Origin of the sequence: Streptomyces sp. NPDC091377, assembly GCF_044757045.1 — a bacterium.
Lineage (GTDB): Bacteria > Actinomycetota > Actinomycetes > Streptomycetales > Streptomycetaceae > Streptomyces.
Map to the genome: position 1 here is coordinate 346,059 of NZ_JBIVUE010000009.1, position 15,511 is coordinate 361,569.

General features: G+C 69.6%; 11 protein-coding genes. 4 read left to right on the plus strand and 7 right to left on the minus strand.

Features of this window, described 5'->3' with window-relative positions:
• Positions 1-42: 42 nt before the first annotated feature.
• The 5 genes from ACIQNG_RS22055 to ACIQNG_RS22075 all read right to left on the minus strand — a co-directional run bounded on the left by ACIQNG_RS22055 (position 43) and on the right by ACIQNG_RS22075 (position 7,125).
• The gene (locus ACIQNG_RS22055) at positions 43-2,517 is read right to left on the minus strand and encodes an aminotransferase class I/II-fold pyridoxal phosphate-dependent enzyme (RefSeq protein ID WP_401487132.1); all 2,475 of its coding nucleotides are present in this window, start codon (positions 2,515-2,517) and stop codon (positions 43-45) included.
• Positions 2,514-3,536, minus strand: a complete 1,023-nt coding sequence (gene hppD / locus ACIQNG_RS22060; RefSeq protein ID WP_401487134.1) for a 4-hydroxyphenylpyruvate dioxygenase — start codon at positions 3,534-3,536, stop codon at positions 2,514-2,516. Before hppD ends, ACIQNG_RS22055 begins: the two co-directional genes overlap by 4 nt.
• A gap of 108 nt (positions 3,537-3,644) precedes the next feature.
• On the minus strand, positions 3,645-4,742 hold the full coding sequence (locus ACIQNG_RS22065; RefSeq protein ID WP_401487136.1) for an MBL fold metallo-hydrolase: 1,098 nt from the start codon (positions 4,740-4,742) through the stop codon (positions 3,645-3,647).
• Between the two features lie 556 nt (positions 4,743-5,298).
• On the minus strand, positions 5,299-5,829 hold the full coding sequence (locus tag ACIQNG_RS22070) for a cold-shock protein (RefSeq protein WP_401440603.1): 531 nt from the start codon (positions 5,827-5,829) through the stop codon (positions 5,299-5,301).
• 213 nt (positions 5,830-6,042) lie between these two features.
• Complete coding sequence (locus ACIQNG_RS22075; protein WP_401440605.1) at positions 6,043-7,125, minus strand: prephenate dehydrogenase; 1,083 nt, start codon at positions 7,123-7,125, stop codon at positions 6,043-6,045.
• 320 nt (positions 7,126-7,445) lie between these two features.
• Here ACIQNG_RS22075 and ACIQNG_RS22080 point away from each other — a divergent pair, with 320 nt between their 5' ends.
• From ACIQNG_RS22080 to ACIQNG_RS22095, 4 genes are all read left to right on the plus strand, one after another.
• Positions 7,446-8,525 carry a ParB N-terminal domain-containing protein gene (locus ACIQNG_RS22080; protein ID WP_401487138.1) on the plus strand — a complete coding sequence of 360 codons (1,080 nt, stop codon included), beginning with the start codon at positions 7,446-7,448 and terminating at the stop codon, positions 8,523-8,525.
• Positions 8,526-9,078: 553 nt separating this feature from the next.
• Positions 9,079-10,014 (plus strand): ParB N-terminal domain-containing protein, encoded by a 936-nt coding sequence (locus ACIQNG_RS22085; protein ID WP_401440592.1) that lies wholly within the window; start codon positions 9,079-9,081, stop codon positions 10,012-10,014.
• Between the two features lie 138 nt (positions 10,015-10,152).
• Positions 10,153-12,030 (plus strand): molecular chaperone HtpG, encoded by a 1,878-nt coding sequence (gene htpG / locus ACIQNG_RS22090; protein ID WP_401487140.1) that lies wholly within the window; start codon positions 10,153-10,155, stop codon positions 12,028-12,030.
• Between the two features lie 199 nt (positions 12,031-12,229).
• Positions 12,230-12,883 carry a response regulator transcription factor gene (locus ACIQNG_RS22095; RefSeq protein ID WP_401487142.1) on the plus strand — a complete coding sequence of 218 codons (654 nt, stop codon included), beginning with the start codon at positions 12,230-12,232 and terminating at the stop codon, positions 12,881-12,883.
• Between the two features lie 90 nt (positions 12,884-12,973).
• On the opposite strand, the gene ACIQNG_RS22100 is transcribed toward ACIQNG_RS22095, so the two are convergent.
• Entirely contained in the window at positions 12,974-13,777 is an 804-nt protein-coding gene (locus ACIQNG_RS22100) for an alpha/beta fold hydrolase (protein WP_401487144.1), read from the minus strand.
• A gap of 17 nt (positions 13,778-13,794) precedes the next feature.
• On the minus strand, positions 13,795-15,387 hold the full coding sequence (locus tag ACIQNG_RS22105; protein WP_401440597.1) for an MBL fold metallo-hydrolase: 1,593 nt from the start codon (positions 15,385-15,387) through the stop codon (positions 13,795-13,797).
• Between the last annotated feature and the right edge of the window lie 124 nt (positions 15,388-15,511).

A 15,511-nucleotide genomic window follows, 5' to 3' on the forward strand; every position in this document is an offset into this window, starting at 1 on the left:
CTGCGCAAGCGGCGTACGGCAGTGAACACGCTGGTCGTCCTTTCAGTGCCGGGCTGTCGTCGTGATGAACCGCGCCAGACGGGCGGTTCCCTCGTGGATGTCGGCGTGGGTGAGGTAGCTGACGGAGAGCCGGAGGGTGCGCTCGCCGCCGCCCTGGGGATAGAAGTACGACATGGGTGTCCAGATGACGCCGAATTCCTCGGCCGAGCGCGCGAGCGCGCTGTTGTCCGCGAGGAAGGGGACGTCGACGGTGAGGAAGAAGCCGCCGCTCGGTCGGTTCCAGCGCACGCCCAGCGCGGCCCGCTCGGCCTCGGGGAGGGAGGCGTCGAGCTGCTGGAGGGTGGTACGCAGGGCGTCGCCGTAGTAGCGGGCGGTGTCGGTGTTGTGCTCGGCGGCGCCGCCCTCGCCCGCGAGGAGCATCCCGCCGACGACGGCCTGGCTGAGTGTCGAGGTGTTGACGGTGACCATGCTCTTGACGCGAGTGAGTTCGTCGGCGAGCAGTCCGGTGGTGCCGGAGCGGTCGGTGACGAGCTGGTCGGCGACGGCGTAGCCCACGCGGGCGCCCGGGAAGAGGGACTTGGCGAAGGAGCCGAGCTGGACGACGCGCCGTTCGCGGTCGAGGGACTTGAGGCTCGGCAGCTGCCGTCCGGGGCTCACCAACCGGTAGGGGCTGTCCTCCAGGATGAGGAAGTCCTCGCGTGCGGCGAGCTTGAGCAGTTCGTGGCGTTCGTCCAGCCCCATGGTGGCGCCGGACGGGTTGGAGTGGTCGGGGATGACGTAGAAGGCGCGGGGTCGGCGGCCCCGACCGCGTTCGGCCCGGACGGCCGCTTCGAGGTCGGCGCAGCGGAATCCGTCGGGTCCCTCCGCGACGGCGGTGGGTTCGATGTCGAGCAGGCGCGCGGCTCCGGTGATGCCGACGTAGCAGGGGCTGGAGACGAGCAGCGCGTCGTCGGGGCCCGCGACGAGGGCCCGCAGTGTGAGCAGCATCGCCTCCTGGCAGCCGACGGTGACGACGACGGACTCGGCGGGTACGTCGATGTTCTCGTCCAGGCGCAGCGACGTGGCGACCAGCTCACGGATCTGGCCGCTGGTCGGCCCGTACTGGAACAGGGCGTCGCGGACCTGGGCGGGGGTGCGGCCGGACGCCTCCAGGTGCTCCATGTAGCGGCGGATGTGGGTGAAGAGCTGTTCGGGGTCGAAGAAGCCGTCGTAGGGCCGTCCGGGGGCGAAGGAGATCGCGTCGGGGTAGCGGTGGGTGATCTCGTTGAGGAAGTTCATGGTGTCGAGCACCGGGTCGGAGACGCTGGCGTGCAGTTCCTCCTTGAGCAGCCCGGAGTCGGCGGTGCGGGGCAGCGGCGCGGGGGCCCGGGTGGGGAGGGGCGGCGCGCTGCCGAGGATCAGTTCGGGGCCGGCGTCGGCGACGGTGGGGCAGCCGGTGAGGGTCATGGCCTCGGTGAGTTCCTCGGTGACGATGCCGAGGACGTCGGTGACGCCCTCGCGGCCGGCCGCCGCCAGTCCGTGGAGCACGGGGCGGCCCAGCAGCACGGCGTCCGCTCCGAGGGCGAGGGCGGCCAGCACGTCGCCGCCGCGCCGCACTCCGCTGTCCACCAGGAGGGCGCACCGGCCGGCGGTCTCCGCGGCTATCTCCGGCAGGACGTCGAGTGTGGCCGGGGCCCCGTCCAGTTGCCGGCCGCCGTGGTTGGACACCACGATCCCGTCGACGCCGACCCCTGTTGCCCGGCGGGCGTCGTCGGCGGTGAGGATGCCTTTGAGGAGCAGGGGCAGCGGGCTGACACCGCGCAGCCATTCGACGATGTTCCAGTCGAGGGTAGTGTCGAACTCCTCGCGGGCGTGGTCGCCGGGCGAGGCGAATCGGGAGCCCGGGTCGGAGGCGGTGCCGGAACCCTCGCCGGGGCCCTGGCCGGTGGCGGAGGACGGGCCGGTGAGGTTGGCGGGCGCGATGCCGGGCGGCAGCCGGAAGCCGTTGCGCAGGTCCCGCAGCCGGCGGCCGAGCCGGGGCGCGTCGACGGTGAGGACCAGTGCCTCGAATCCGGCGCGTTCGGCGCGCTCGATGAGGCCGCGGGTCACCTCGCGGTCGCGGAAGCAGTAGAGCTGGAGCCACAGGGGGGCCGTGGCGGCTTCGGCGATGTCCTCGAAGGTGCGTCCGGCGAAGGTGCTGACGACGAACGGCACTCCGGCCGCGCCCGCGGCGGCGGCCGTGGCGACCTCGCCGTCGGGGTGGAGCAGGGTGTGGTAGGCCAGCGGCGCGACGGCCACCGGGGCGTCCCAGTCCCGGCCGAGGATCCGGGTGCGAAGCCGCGGGCGCGGTCCGCCGGTGAGGACGCGGGGGCGGAGCCGGACGCGGTCGAAGGCGGCCGTGTTGGCGGCGAGGGTGCGTTCGTCGCCGGCGCCTCCGGCGACGAAGTCCCAGACGCCCGGCTCCAGTCGGCGGCGCGCCACAGCGGCGTGGTCGGTCAGGGTCAGCGGGCGGTCGGCCCCGCTGCCTTGGTCCTTCATTCGGCGGCCAGTCGGTCGCGCTCCACCGCTTCGTACAGGGCGCGGATGTTCGAGCTGCCGAAGCCGCGCGAGCCACGGCGCTGGATCAGCTCGTAGAACAGCGTGTTGCGTTCGTAGGGCGATCGGCTGAACAGTTGCAGCAGGTCGCCCCACTCGTCGCGGTCGGCGAGGACCTGTGCCGCGCGCAGTCTGTCGATCTCGGCCGTCATGCCCGGGACCCGTTCGGCCAGGCTGTCGTAGTAGGACTCCGGCACGGTCAGGAACTCCACGCCGCGGTCACGGAACTCATGGACCGCCGGGATGATGCTCTCGACGAGGAACGCCAGATGCTGCACGCCCGGTGCGCCGTTGCGCTCCAGGAACGCGTCGAGCTGGCCGGGGCCCTTGCGCGGGTCGGGGGCGACGAGGGTGAAGGTGATCTGGCCGGAGGCGCTGCGCACCACGAGGGAGTCCATCGCGTGCGCGCCGACGTCGACGTACTCGGAGGAGTAGCGGGTCAGTCCGAAGGCGTCGCGGTAGAAGACGCCGTAGGTGTCGATCGAGGCGGCGTCCAGGCAGATCGCGATGTGGTCGAGGAGCTGGATGCGGCCGGTGGGGGCGGCCGATCCGTCGGCCACCTCGGACCAGTTGCGGCCGGGGGGCAGCCCCGGGGACGGGCCGTCCTGGCGCGGGACGAGGGTGTGGGTGACGCTGCCGAAGCCGGACACGGTGGAGGTGCCGTGCGCGGAGCCGGTGACGGTGGCTCCGGCCGCCACGGCAGCACGGGTGCTCTGGTCGACGTCGTCGCAGGTCAGGGCGATATCGGCGATGCCGTCCCCGTGTGCGCTCAGGAACTTCCAGGTGGCCGGCCCGGTGGTGACGACCAGGTTCACGCTGCCCTGTCGCAGCAGCGCGGAGCTTCGGTCGACCGCCACCGCCTCGGCGGCCTGGGTGAACCCCATCGACGAGACGAAGTAGTCGACGACGGATTTTCTGTTGCTCGTGTACAACTCGATATACGCGACGTCGTGCACAGCCATGAGGCGCCTCCTGGGCGGGCGTATGCCGTCATTACGAGGGTGGGGTGCGGGGTTGTCAGTGCGGGAGCCCGGTACGGGGTGCGGGGCGGGGGTGCCGGCCGGGCTGCCTCACCAGCACCATTCCTGCTGATGGAGAAGGTGCCCGGCCGTGATGCCGTGATCCGCGCACCAGGTCATGAACCCGTCGATCTGCTGCACCTGGCGCGGGTCGGCGGGGTGGATCGTGGACATGAGGTGCGCGGGCCGGGGCCGCGCGCCGACGGGGTGGACGTAGACCTGCCCGGCCCCCAGCTCCGTCATGATCGCGGCGGCCTGCCCCGCGCTCCAGTCCGGGGCCCGGTGGGTGTGCGTGTCACCGGTGCCGCGGCCCCGGGTCAACAGGGGGTGGTGGAGCCAGGCCGGCGGGGCGTTGTCGCACCCTACCGCGAGGAACGCGTAGTCGGTGGTGCCCAGATGCCGGCGGATGCAGCGGTAGGGCGAGGGGTCGAGTCCGGAGGAGTCGGCGCCGATGAACGCCGACCGGCCGGCCAGTTCGACCCAGTACGTGGACTCCCCGCGCAGGTCCGGGGTGCCGCGCTCACCGAGGAACGGGGTGGCCACGACCCTGCCGCCGGGGAAGGCGAACTCGTCGTAGTCGGCGGCCTCGACCACGGGGAAGCCGAGGCGGCTGAGGTACCGGCCGGTGGAGGGGGTTTCCGGGGTGCGCAGGGAGCGGGGCACCACGATCGTGCCGATACGGCCCCGCAGTTGCAGAAGCGTCTCCAGCACGATCGGGTCCCGGTGCCCGTGGGTGACGAGGACCAGGTCGATGAAGTCGGGCAGGTCGTCCAGGTCGTAGCGGTCGTCGGCGTCGCCGTCCGCGCTGATGAAGGGGTCGGTCACCACCGCGCCCCCGGGGGTCTGCAGGACCAGGCAGGAGTGGCCGAAGTAGCGGATGCGTCCGCCGACGTCGATGTGCCGGTACGGTCGCGGCGCGGCCGACTGGTCCAGCAGGACGGCGAGGCTCTCCGCCTGGGCGGCGTCCAGGCCGAACGCCGCGCCCAGCCGGCTCAGCGTGGCGGGCGCCCGGGTCCGGCCCAGGTGGAGGAACGTGTCGTGCGGTTCCGGACCCAGGCCGGCCGTGGTGATGGTGTGCGGGGGCGCCGCGACGGGGACGGGCGGCGGGGGCGCGGCGTCGGCCTGTGCGCGCGAGCGCGGGAACCGCACGGTGGGGGCGGGGGCCTGTGCGGGCCGTGCGTAAGGGATGCGGGCTGCGGGAAGGTGCGCGCAGGAGCCGTGCGCTGCGGTGGGCGGCGCCGACGGCTCAGGTGCGGGTGAGCGCGGGAATATGAGGTCCCGCAGGAACAACGGATGCACCGTGTCGGGTGACGATCCCCCCGGGTGAGTCCGGGCAGAGGATCTTTCCAGCAACGGTTCGCCTGGCGCCTTCGACCGGGGAAACCTCAGCTCATCCACCATGTGCGCCCTCAATCTCGCGGAAGAGAACCAGCACCTGACGGTTCTCGGCGATCCGGCGCCGAGCGGGCGCCACCCAGGACGCGAGGTGCTCGTCCCCCGCACTATGGCGTGGGACGGTTCGGGGGAACAAGGTGGGACCGGTTTGTTCAACTGGCGCGTCACACACTTGAACGCGCCGGGCCGACGGCTCCCGATCGAGCAGTGCCGCCGGACGGTCGAGGGTGGGAAAAACCCAGTGACCGGACGCGGCCAGGGCGTCCGGTCACTGTCTCCTACGGGGTTCCGCGCGTCCGGCGCGGACCTGTCAGTCCTCGATCCAGCCGTGGCTCTCGCTGAACTTCTTCAGCTCATCGCGGAGTTGCAGGATCTGGGCCGCGGTGAGGCCGGGTCCCGCCTTCAGCAGCAGTTCGGTGATGTCCCGGGTGAACTCCTCGCCCGTGAGCACATCGCACACGGGGTACTCGCCGTCCGCCGTCATGGCGTCGTCCGCCGCCCTCCCGTCGGGCGACCTGCCGACCGGGGACGTCCCGGCGGACGCGGAGCGTCCCGGGATCCCGGTCACGGCCGGCGCGACCCGGCCCTGCGCGGGTGCCCCGCCCCTCGCCACGGCGGGCACGACCGGCACCTCGGCACCCTCGGGGAGCCGGATGTGCGAGGCCCGCTGCCCGCGGTCACCGTCCGCGACCTCGAACTCGACCGCCAGTCCCGAGCGCAGGTAGTCCTCAGGAATCAGCAGGTCGTTCACATGCAGGAAGATGTCCTCACCACCCCCCTCGGGGGCGATGAACCCGTAGCCCCTCGTACTGTCGAACCGCACCACATAACCAGTCGCCATCAGCATCCCCAACCACCCGGGCCCCTTGCCCGCCGCGTACTGATCGTAGTACTCCCCCGGCCCCGCGGCGAAGCACGGTCCCGGAACGGCGTGCCGTGTCCGGTCTCCGCCGGGTCGAACGGCACCCGACCGGGCCGCCGGCGGGCCCCGACCCGCTTCGCCGGCGACGCGGCCCGCGCCGCCAAGGTCTACGACGGCGTCCCCGCGGTCCGCTCAGCGCTGACGCCAGCCGCGCCCGCGCAGGGCGCCCACGAGCACCTCGGCGAGATCCCGGGTCACGCTCAGATGGACCTGTCCGGTGGGCTGGCCCGCGGAGTGTTCCAGATGCACGTCCTCCACGTTCACCCCGGCGCTGGAGGCATCGGTGAAGAGTCTGGCCAGTTCGCCCGGCTGGTCGCCTATCAGCACCGTGACCGTCTCGTACTGCTCGGGCCTGGTGCCGCGCTTGCCGGAGATCCGGGCCCGCCCCGACTGGCCGCGGCGCAGCAGGATCTCGACCGTGCGCGCGCCGCCGCCGCGTTTGTCCTCGTCCGTGGCCGCCATGGCCCGCAGTCCCGCGACGGCGTCGCACAGGTCCGCGGACAACTCGTCGAGAAGGTCGGCCACCACGGGCGCGTTGGCGCCGAGGATGTCCATCCACAGCCCCGGGTCGGCGGCGGCGATACGGGTGAGGTCGCGCACGCCCGGGCCCGCGAGGCTCACGGCGCGCTCCTCGGCGTCCTCCAGGAGGATGGCGACCAGGCTCGCCACCACATGGGGGGCGTGCGAGACCAGTCCGACCGCGCGGTCGTGCGCCGTCGCTTCCATCATCACGGGTACCGCCCCGCACATCGTGACGAGTTCGAGCGCGGTGTTCAGGGTCTCGGTCTCCGTGTCGGGCGTCGGGGTGAGCACCCAGTTGCATCCCTCGAAGAGGTCCGCCCGGGCGCCGAGCGGCCCGCTGCGCTCACCGCCGGCCATCGGGTGACCGCCGACATAGCGCGTGGTGTCACAGTCGAGGGCGATGATGTCGCGCTGCGGTCCGGCCTTCACACTGGCCACATCGGTGTAGTGCCGTGCCACGCCCTCGGCCTGGAGACCGGCGACGACTTCGGGCACCAGCGTCGGCGGTACGGCGACCAGGGCCAGGTCCACGGTCTCGCGCGGGGCGTCCGCCGTGCCGGCGCCCAGGGATGCCGCGATCCTCGCGGTGTCCGGATCGGCGTCCCGCAGGTGCACATGAGCACCACGCGCCTTGAGGGCGAGCGCGGCCGAGGTCCCAATCAATCCGGCGCCGACAACTAGAACGTCTTCCATAGTGACCATATCCATTCCCTCGGCCGGCCCTCGCAGTTGACACCGCAACACCCCCGACTAACATCGGACCATCGGCGCATAGCGACCATACGCCACGGGCTACGAGGCTACGGGTGTTCGAGAAGCGTTCGGCTGAACAACCACCATCGATAGCTGCTGCATAAACACACAAAAAGCGACCCTTTTTGTTTACGCGCAGCGATTCCCGCCTCTGACGCATTCCATTGCCCATACGCCACTCTTGCGGTGTGGGTAATTTTTTTGCGCCGATGCGTAGGCGCCGATTCTTCCCACACACCACTACACCACAGGGGGATGGTGTGAACAAGCTTGATTCCGGAGAGAATGTTTTAGGTTCCGGAGCGAATGGCGCTCTCGTCGACTCGGACGATGGATCGCCTGCCCATGCGAACGGAACCATGGCCGGGGAATTGACCGATATCCCCGTCTCACTGCTTCAATTCGGCGACTCGCCCCGCCTGGCGGGCCAGGACAAGAAATACACAGAACAGCTGGCGGAAAGCGAATCGCCCCTTCCACCGATCCTGGTGAACCGGCGGACCATGCAGGTCGTCGATGGCGTGCACCGCGTCCTGGCCGCGATTCTCAGAGGATGGGAGACCATCCCGGCCCTCCTCGTCGACGTCTCCCGGAATGACGCGTTCCTGCTCGCCGTCGAATCCAACACACAGCACGGTCTGCCGCTGTCACAGGCGGACCGGCGTGCGGCGGCGGCCCGGCTCATCACCTCTCATCCCCATATGTCCGACCGGGCGATCGCCCGGGTGTCCGGCCTCGGGGCGAAGAGCGTGGCCGCGATCCGGCGTTCAACTGTCTCCGAATCACAGTTGAACGCCCGCGTCGGCCGGGACGGCCGGGTGCGCCCGGTGGACCGGGCGGCGGGCCGGCAGCGGGCGGCGGAGGTGATCGCCCGGAACCCGGAGGCGTCCTTGCGGGAGGTGGCCCGGCTGGCCGGAATCTCACCGGCCACGGCGAGCGACGTGCGCAAGCGGCTCCTCTCCGGCGAGAGCATCGTCGGAGAGCCACCGCGACCGGCCGTCACCGCCGCGCCACCGCAGCCGGAACACCGGCGCGACGGGCCGCAGGAGCCGGGTGAACAGGCGGCGTCCCTGCTGGAGCCGCTGCTGCACGACCCCGCGGTCCGCAACGCGGAGCTGGGGCGGCGGCTGTTGCGCCTCCTTCAGTTCAACGTCATCGGCGGACACAAGTGGTTCGAACTGGCCGAGGCGGTACCGGCGCACTGCGACGCGCTGGTGATCGCCCTGGCACGGCAGAACGCGGGGACCTGGCTGGAGATCGCCCAGGCGCTGGACGAGCGGGTGGTCCGCTCGCCGAGCCTCACGCGAGGTCAGGACAGCCCGCCGGCTCCGGCGGGCTGAGCCGATGTCGGTACGGCACGACACGGCACGACCGGCGGTTGCGCCGTGTCGTGCCCTGCCGTGCCGTACCGCGCCCTGCCGTGTCGCGTCCCGCTGTGCCCACGGTCCGCTCCCGGATCGGGCGGGGAGCAATGTCCACCTGTCCGCGGCACACGGCAGCCGATCCGCCCCATGTAGCGCTCAAGAAAAAACCGCCGGGTAACTCGACACCTACCGACCCATCCGCATCACAAACCTCGTTCGAGTCCTCTCCTGACCATGTCGCACCGGCTCAAACCGATGACGAAAAGAGTTCACCCACTCAAGAACCTACAAAAGTCGGCAAAAACTTGATGCAGCCGTATACCACCGAACCGTGCTGGTCATAGCACTAGACAGGATTTACCTGACGTGTGACATTATGGGCACCTCCCCCCGCGAAATGGCCCGCGCCCGCACGCGAGGTGATCCCATGCGGCAACAGCACGACGGCACCAGCACCGCTGCCCCTGTCCTACAGGAATCTCACAACAGTTCGACACATAGGCGTCCCTCAGAACCTGAGAAGGACGTCGTGACGATCCTCATCTCGACGCTTCTCCTAGGAGAGTCTCCGCGTATCGAGGGACAGGACCGCGAGCACATCATTCGTCTGGCAGAAACCGAAAACCAACTTCCCCCCATCGTGGTCAACAAGCGCACTATGCAGGTGATCGACGGAGTGCATCGCGTCTTCGCCGCCATCTTGCGTGGCGAAGAAACCATCAGGGCGATCTTCTTCGACGGCAGCACGGAGGACGCCTTCCTGTGTGCCGTTCAAGCCAATATGGCCCACGGCCTCCCGCTTTCGCTCGCGGACCGCCGCGCCGCCGCGGAACGGATCGTCGTCTCGCACTCCCAGATCTCGGACCGGGCCATCGCCCGTGCCACCGGGCTCGGAGCGAAGACGGTTGCCGCGCTGCGGCGCCAACTGTCCCTGTCCGCACCGCATGTGAAGGCCCGGGTCGGCATCGACGGCAAGGCCCGCCCGCTGAACAGCGCCGCGGGACGGCTGCGTGCCGCCCAGGTGCTCGCCGCGCGCCCGCAGGCGTCGCTGCGTGAGGTCGCCAGACTCGCCGGGATCTCGCCCGCGACCGCCAGTGACGTCAAGAGACGGCTGGCGGTCGGCAATCCTCCGGTCGGCGCGCTGCCCTCCGTGGACGAGCCGGACACCCACACCCGCTCGGCATCGGAGGAAACGATACAGCCGAGGAATCAGCGCCGGGCCGTTCCGGAGAAACTCGACCCCCGCCACACCCTGGAGAAACTGACGCGTGATCCTTCGCTGCGTCAGAACCAGATCGGGCGCGAGTTGCTGCGGCTCCTTCACCACAACGCGATAGTCATGAAGGAGTGGCCGGAACTGGTGTCCGCGGTGCCGGAGCACTGCACGAGGTCGACGGCCGATCTGGCACGTCAATACGCCGAAAGCTGGGTGAAGTTCGAGGAGCGAGTACGCGCCGCCGGCTGAGCGGACCGTCCCCCTGTCCAGGGTCGTCCCGGCCGGGTGGCGGCCGGTTGACCGTTCAGTGCCACGCTTCCTATCTTTGACCGAATTCTCCGACGCTTTGAATCGGATTCTTTGACGGTCGACGCAGGGTGGGAAGCGATGGCATTGAAGTCGGACCCGGAAACCTACCGCTTTCAGGCCGAGGCGGCCCAGATTCTGGACCTCATGGCCCATTCGCTCTACAGCAACAAGGACATCTTTCTGCGTGAACTGGTGTCGAACGCCTCCGATGCGATCGACCGGCTGCGGTTCGAGCGCTACGCGCACCCCGAATGGGCGGAGAGCGACCCGGACCGGGCGCCGCAGATCCGGGTCGCTTTCGACAAGGACGCGGGCACGATCACGATCGCCGACAACGGTATCGGGATGAGCCGCCAGGAAGTGATCGACAACATCGGCACCATCGCCCGGTCGGGCACCTCCGAGTTCCTGCGGGCGCTCAGCGGGGACCAGCGCCGCGACGCCGAGCTGATCGGTCAGTTCGGGGTCGGCTTCTACTCGGCGTTCATCGTGGCCGACCGGGTGGTGCTGACCACCCGGCGAGCCGGACAGCCGCCCTCCGACGGTGTGCGCTGGTCGTCGGACGGCAGGGGCGAGTACGCGCTGGAGGCCGTCGAGCGCGCCGAGCACGGCACCACGATCGTCCTCGAACTGCGCGAGAGCGAGGAAGAGCTGCTCAACGAGCACCGGCTGCGCTCGATCATCCAGCGGTACTCGGACCACATCAGCCAGCCGATCGTCATGGCGCGGGACGACACCGCGATCAACGAGGCGTCGGCGCTGTGGGCGCGCCCGAGGAGCGAACTCGGGGAGCAGGACTACCACTCCTATTACCGGCACCTCACCAACGATTTCACCGATCCGCTCGCCTATCTGCACACCAAGGTCGAGGGCCGGTACGAATACACGCTGCTGCTCTATGTTCCGTCCCGCGCCCCGCACGATCTGTGGGTCCCGCAAGCGCGCCAGGGCGTTCGGCTCCATGTCCGGCGGGTTTTCATTCTGGAGGACACCGGGCAACTGCTGCCCAACTACCTGCGGTTCATGCGCGGTGTCGTCGATTCCGCGGATCTGCCGCTGAATGTCTCCCGTGAAATCCTTCAGGGCAGCCAGGCCGTCGACCATATCCGGACCACCGCGGTCAAACGAGTCCTGAAGCTGTTCAAGGAGCTGGCGGAGAACGAGCCGGCGACATACGCGGAATTCTGGAAGCAGTTCGGTGGTGTACTCAAGCAGGGTGTCGCCGACGATCCCGCGCACCGGGACGACATCACCGAACTGCTGCGCTTCACCTCCACCCGTTCCCGGGCCCAGGACGCCGATGTCTCGCTCGCCGACTACACGGGCCGGATGAAGGAGGGGCAGGACAAGATCTACTACCTGCTCGCCCCGAGCCTCTCCGCCGCCGCGGCGGGCCCGCATCTGGAGGCGTTTCACGCCAAGAACATCGAGGTGCTGCTGCTCGGCGAGGCGGTCGACAACTTCGTCGTCTCCGGCCCGCTGCGCGAGTACCGCGGCCACCGGCTCCAGTCCATCACCCAGGGCCCGCCGGACTTCGGCGCGCTGGCCGACGACGCGGAGAAGGAAGCCGCCGACCGGGCCGACTCCGACTACGCCGCGCTCCTCGGCCGGCTCAAGGCGCATCTGGCGGGCAAGGCGTTCGACGTACGCGTCACCAGCCGGCTGACCACGTCCCCGGCGTGCATCGTCGCCGACGGGACGGAGACCGACTTCACGGTCGTGCAGCGCATGCGGGGATCGGGCCTGCCCAACCAGCCGATCCTGGAGATCAACCCCCATCACCCGCTGATCGAGCGGCTCAACCGCCGCCAGGACGACCCCCGGGTGCCCGACTGGGCGCATGTCCTGTTCGACCAGTCCGTGCTCACCGCCGGCGCCCAGATCGACGAGCCGAACACGTTCGTCACCCGTTTGAATGAACTTCTGCTGTCGCTGACGGCGGACGCGCCCGGCTGATCGAGGCCCGGCCGCAGCCGCGCGCAGGCCGGGGGCGACCGCTCCCCCGGCCGCCCGGCCCCTGCCGCGGCAAGGCCCCCGGCAGGGGTGGGACGAGCGGCATGACGTCATGGGACCCAGCATGGGGCGCCACAGGTTTCCACCGGGTGACCACGTGCGTTAACCGTCCCCTTATCTCACGTCTGGGGCAATGTTCGCCATGCGGATTCTGGTGGCTGAGGACGAGACTTTCCTCGCGGACCTGGTGGCCGAAGGGCTGCGGGAACAGGCGATGGCCGTCGACGTCGTCTATGATGGTGCCGACGCGCTGGAGCGCCTCGCGGTCAATGATTACGACGTCCTGGTGCTCGACCGGGACCTGCCCAAGGTGCACGGCGACGACGTCTGCCGCCAGCTGTCCCAGATGGGGGGCCGGGTGCGCATTCTGATGCTGACGGCCTCCGCCGCCGTCCACGAGCGGGTCACGGGGCTGAATCTGGGAGCCGACGACTATCTGGCCAAGCCGTTCGTCTTCGACGAGTTGGTGGCACGCATCCACGCTCTCGCGCGCCGGGCCGGCCCTCCGCTGCCTCCGGTGCTGGAGCGCGGCGGCCTCACCCTGGACACGGCACGCCGTCAGGCGTCCCGCGACGGGCGCTATCTGTCGCTGTCCCGCAAGGAGTACGCCGTGCTGGAGGTGCTGATGCGGGCCCAGGGCGCGGTCGTCAGCACGGAGGACTTGTTGGAACGGGCCTGGGACGAGCACACCGACCCGTTCACCACCGTCGTGAAGGTGACGATGAGCAAGCTGCGGGCGAAGCTGGGCGATCCGCCGGTCATCGTGACGGTGCCGGGAAGCGGATATCGGCTGTGAACGCGGGTGAGGGTGTCCCCGGCGTCGACCGGGAACACCCTCACCCGAAGAACTTCCGTGCGCGCGTCAGTATGTGCGTCATTACTAGCGTCAGTACTTGCGGAGGAACTCCACGATCGCCTCGTTGACCTGCTCCGGGCGCTCCAGGTGGCCGAGGTGACCGCAGCCGGGGATCTCCACGAGGTCGCAGTCCGGGATGAGGTCGGCCACTTCGGCGCCGAGGTGCGGCGGGGTGATGACATCGTCGGCGAAGGTGATGACGCGGCACGGCACGGTGATCGTGCCGAGGGCCTCGCGTCGGTCCCGGTGGGTGTCGATCCACTCCTGACCGTTGGCCACCGACTCCGCGTCGCCGGCCAGTTCGAACACATCCAGCCAGGATGCCACCGACCGGTCGTCGTTGAGGGTCCTCGGCGAGAGCATGCGCAGCACCGAGTTGACGGCCCGGTACTTCGCCGGCAGCTTGATGCCGCTCTCCTGGAGGGCCCGGTCCGCCGCGTCCTGTGCCCGGCGCAGCACATCCGACCGGCCCCGGGTGGCCATCAGGACCGCCGAGCGGACCAGGTGCGGATCGCTGATCGCGAGTTCCTGCGCGATCAGTGAACCCAGGGAACTGCCCACGATCCGGCAGGGCGCCAGGCTCAGGGCCTCGATCAGGCCCTTGGTGTCGGCCACCAGGTCCGCCAGCGCGTACTTGCCCGGCGGGGCGTCCGAGGGCCGGATGCCGCGGTTGTCGAAGGTCACCGGGGCATAGCCGGCCCGCCGCAGCGCCGGCGTCTGGTGCAGGTCCCACACATGGCCGGCCGCGCCCGAACCCATGATGAGCAGAACGTTCTCACCCTGGCCCGTGCGCTGGTAGGCGAGCCTGATTCCATTGGCGCGCAGATACGGCATCCCCGGTTCCGTCCTTCTTACCAGCGCCACTCACGCTTGTTGAACAGATGCTCGGCAGCGACGTCGTTCGACTTGCACCAGGTGAGGAACTCCTCGATCTGCTTGATCTGGTACGTGTCCGGTGTGTACGTCGTGGCCATGACGTGGCCTTGCCAGCTCTCCTCGCCCATGGCGTAGATGTACGCCTCGGCCGAGCCCAGCTCGGTCATGATCGCGGCGGCCTGTTCCGCGTTCGATCCGGACAGCTTGCGCGAGTCGCTCATCTTCTTGGTGACGGGCCGGGTCAGCAGGCCCTTGTAGAGCCAGGTCAGCGGGGCGCCGTCGCACTCCATGCCGAGGAACGCCTTGTCGACGTCGCCCAGGTACGAGCGGATGTACTGGTACAGCACCGGGTCGATGCCGGAGGAGTCCGCGCCGATGAACACCGAGAGATCGGCGATCTGGACGACGTAGGTCGACTTGGAGCGGATGTCGAGGTCGGAGTGCTCACCGAGGAACGGGGTGGCCACCACGCGCGCGCCGCCGGGCAGCGGCACCTCGTCGAAGTCGTCCACCTCGATCACCGTGAAGCCCATGGACTTGAGGTAGAGGCCGATCGACGGGTCGCACAGGTTGCCGCGGGAGGAGCGGGGGACGACGATCGCGTCGGTGCGCGAGCGCAGTTGGAGCAGGGTCTCCAGCACGATGTGGTCCTGATGCCCGTGGGTGATCAGCACCAGGTCGATGTGGTCGGGCAGGTCGTCCAGCGTGTACCGGTCGCCGTGGCGGTTGTCGGTGCTGATGAAGGGGTCCACCACGACGGCGGCCTCCGGGCTCTGGAGCACCAGGCAGGCGTGGCCGAAGTAGCGGATCCGGCCGCCGCTCTCGATGTGCCGGTCGGGGGCGAGGCTGGGCTGCGGGGCGAGCAGCCGGCCGAGCTGTGCGGCCTGGGCGTCGTCCAGTTCGAGCGCCTCACGCAGACGGGCGAGGGTGGTGCCCTCGACGCGCGCCTTCATCAGCGCGTCCAGGCCCGGGTGGTCGAACGGGATCGGCAGATCCAGCACATGCGGCATGGGCAGGCGCGGGGTGCTGAGGATGAAGGGCCGCTCCACGCCGTCGTCCAGGGACAGCTGCACGGACTGGCGTCGCCGGTCGAAGGCCGTGCTCTGGTAGAGCAGCGGCTCGATGACATGGACGGACGCCTGGTTGCTGGTGTCGTAGGCCAGCTCCACCACCCCGTTCAGCGCCGGCGGCAGCTTCGGGTAGAGGGGGGTGAGGTCGAAGCCGGTGGCGTTCTGCCGCAGCAGGTCGTCGGCCTCGGCGATCCCGGCCGCGAAGGCGAGCATGTCGGCGCGGTCCCGCTTGATGGTGTCGAGCAGCTCGCTGACCTCGGCGGCGCGCGCCTCTTCGACGTTGATGAAGTAGCCCCCGCGCAGGGCCGGGTTGTTGCTCGCCGCCACATGTACCTGCGGGGAGTGCAGATAGGATTCGAGCAACGGCACTTGTACGTTCGCCAGGTTCATGGACGCCTGAGCCGGCGCGACGATATGCATCCACGCGTAGAACCTGTCGACCAGTGGTTCGATGATCGCATTGGATCGGAGAAATGCCCGCTCTTGGCTTTCAGGCATCTGGCCCTCCCGTCAGGACTTTCAACTGCCGTTTCAGTGCCGCCCGGTCGCCAGGAACTGGTTGCGCGTACGTTTCTTCGCCGCTCGGCGGACACTAAATCATCACAGCGCCGCTCGGGCGTCA

Coding starts and splice junctions, on each gene's coding strand:
- hppD (WP_401487134.1), bottom strand. CDS start 3,536: ATGGCTGTGCACGACGTCGCGTATATCGAGTTGTACACGAGCAACAGA.
- ACIQNG_RS22100 (WP_401487144.1), bottom strand. CDS start 13,777: ATGCCGTATCTGCGCGCCAATGGAATCAGGCTCGCCTACCAGCGCACG.
- ACIQNG_RS22055 (WP_401487132.1), bottom strand. CDS start 2,517: ATGAAGGACCAAGGCAGCGGGGCCGACCGCCCGCTGACCCTGACCGAC.
- ACIQNG_RS22075 (WP_401440605.1), bottom strand. CDS start 7,125: ATGGAAGACGTTCTAGTTGTCGGCGCCGGATTGATTGGGACCTCGGCC.
- ACIQNG_RS22070 (WP_401440603.1), bottom strand. CDS start 5,829: ATGGCGACTGGTTATGTGGTGCGGTTCGACAGTACGAGGGGCTACGGG.
- ACIQNG_RS22095 (WP_401487142.1), top strand. CDS start 12,230: ATGCGGATTCTGGTGGCTGAGGACGAGACTTTCCTCGCGGACCTGGTG.
- htpG (WP_401487140.1), top strand. CDS start 10,153: ATGGCATTGAAGTCGGACCCGGAAACCTACCGCTTTCAGGCCGAGGCG.
- ACIQNG_RS22105 (WP_401440597.1), bottom strand. CDS start 15,387: ATGCCTGAAAGCCAAGAGCGGGCATTTCTCCGATCCAATGCGATCATC.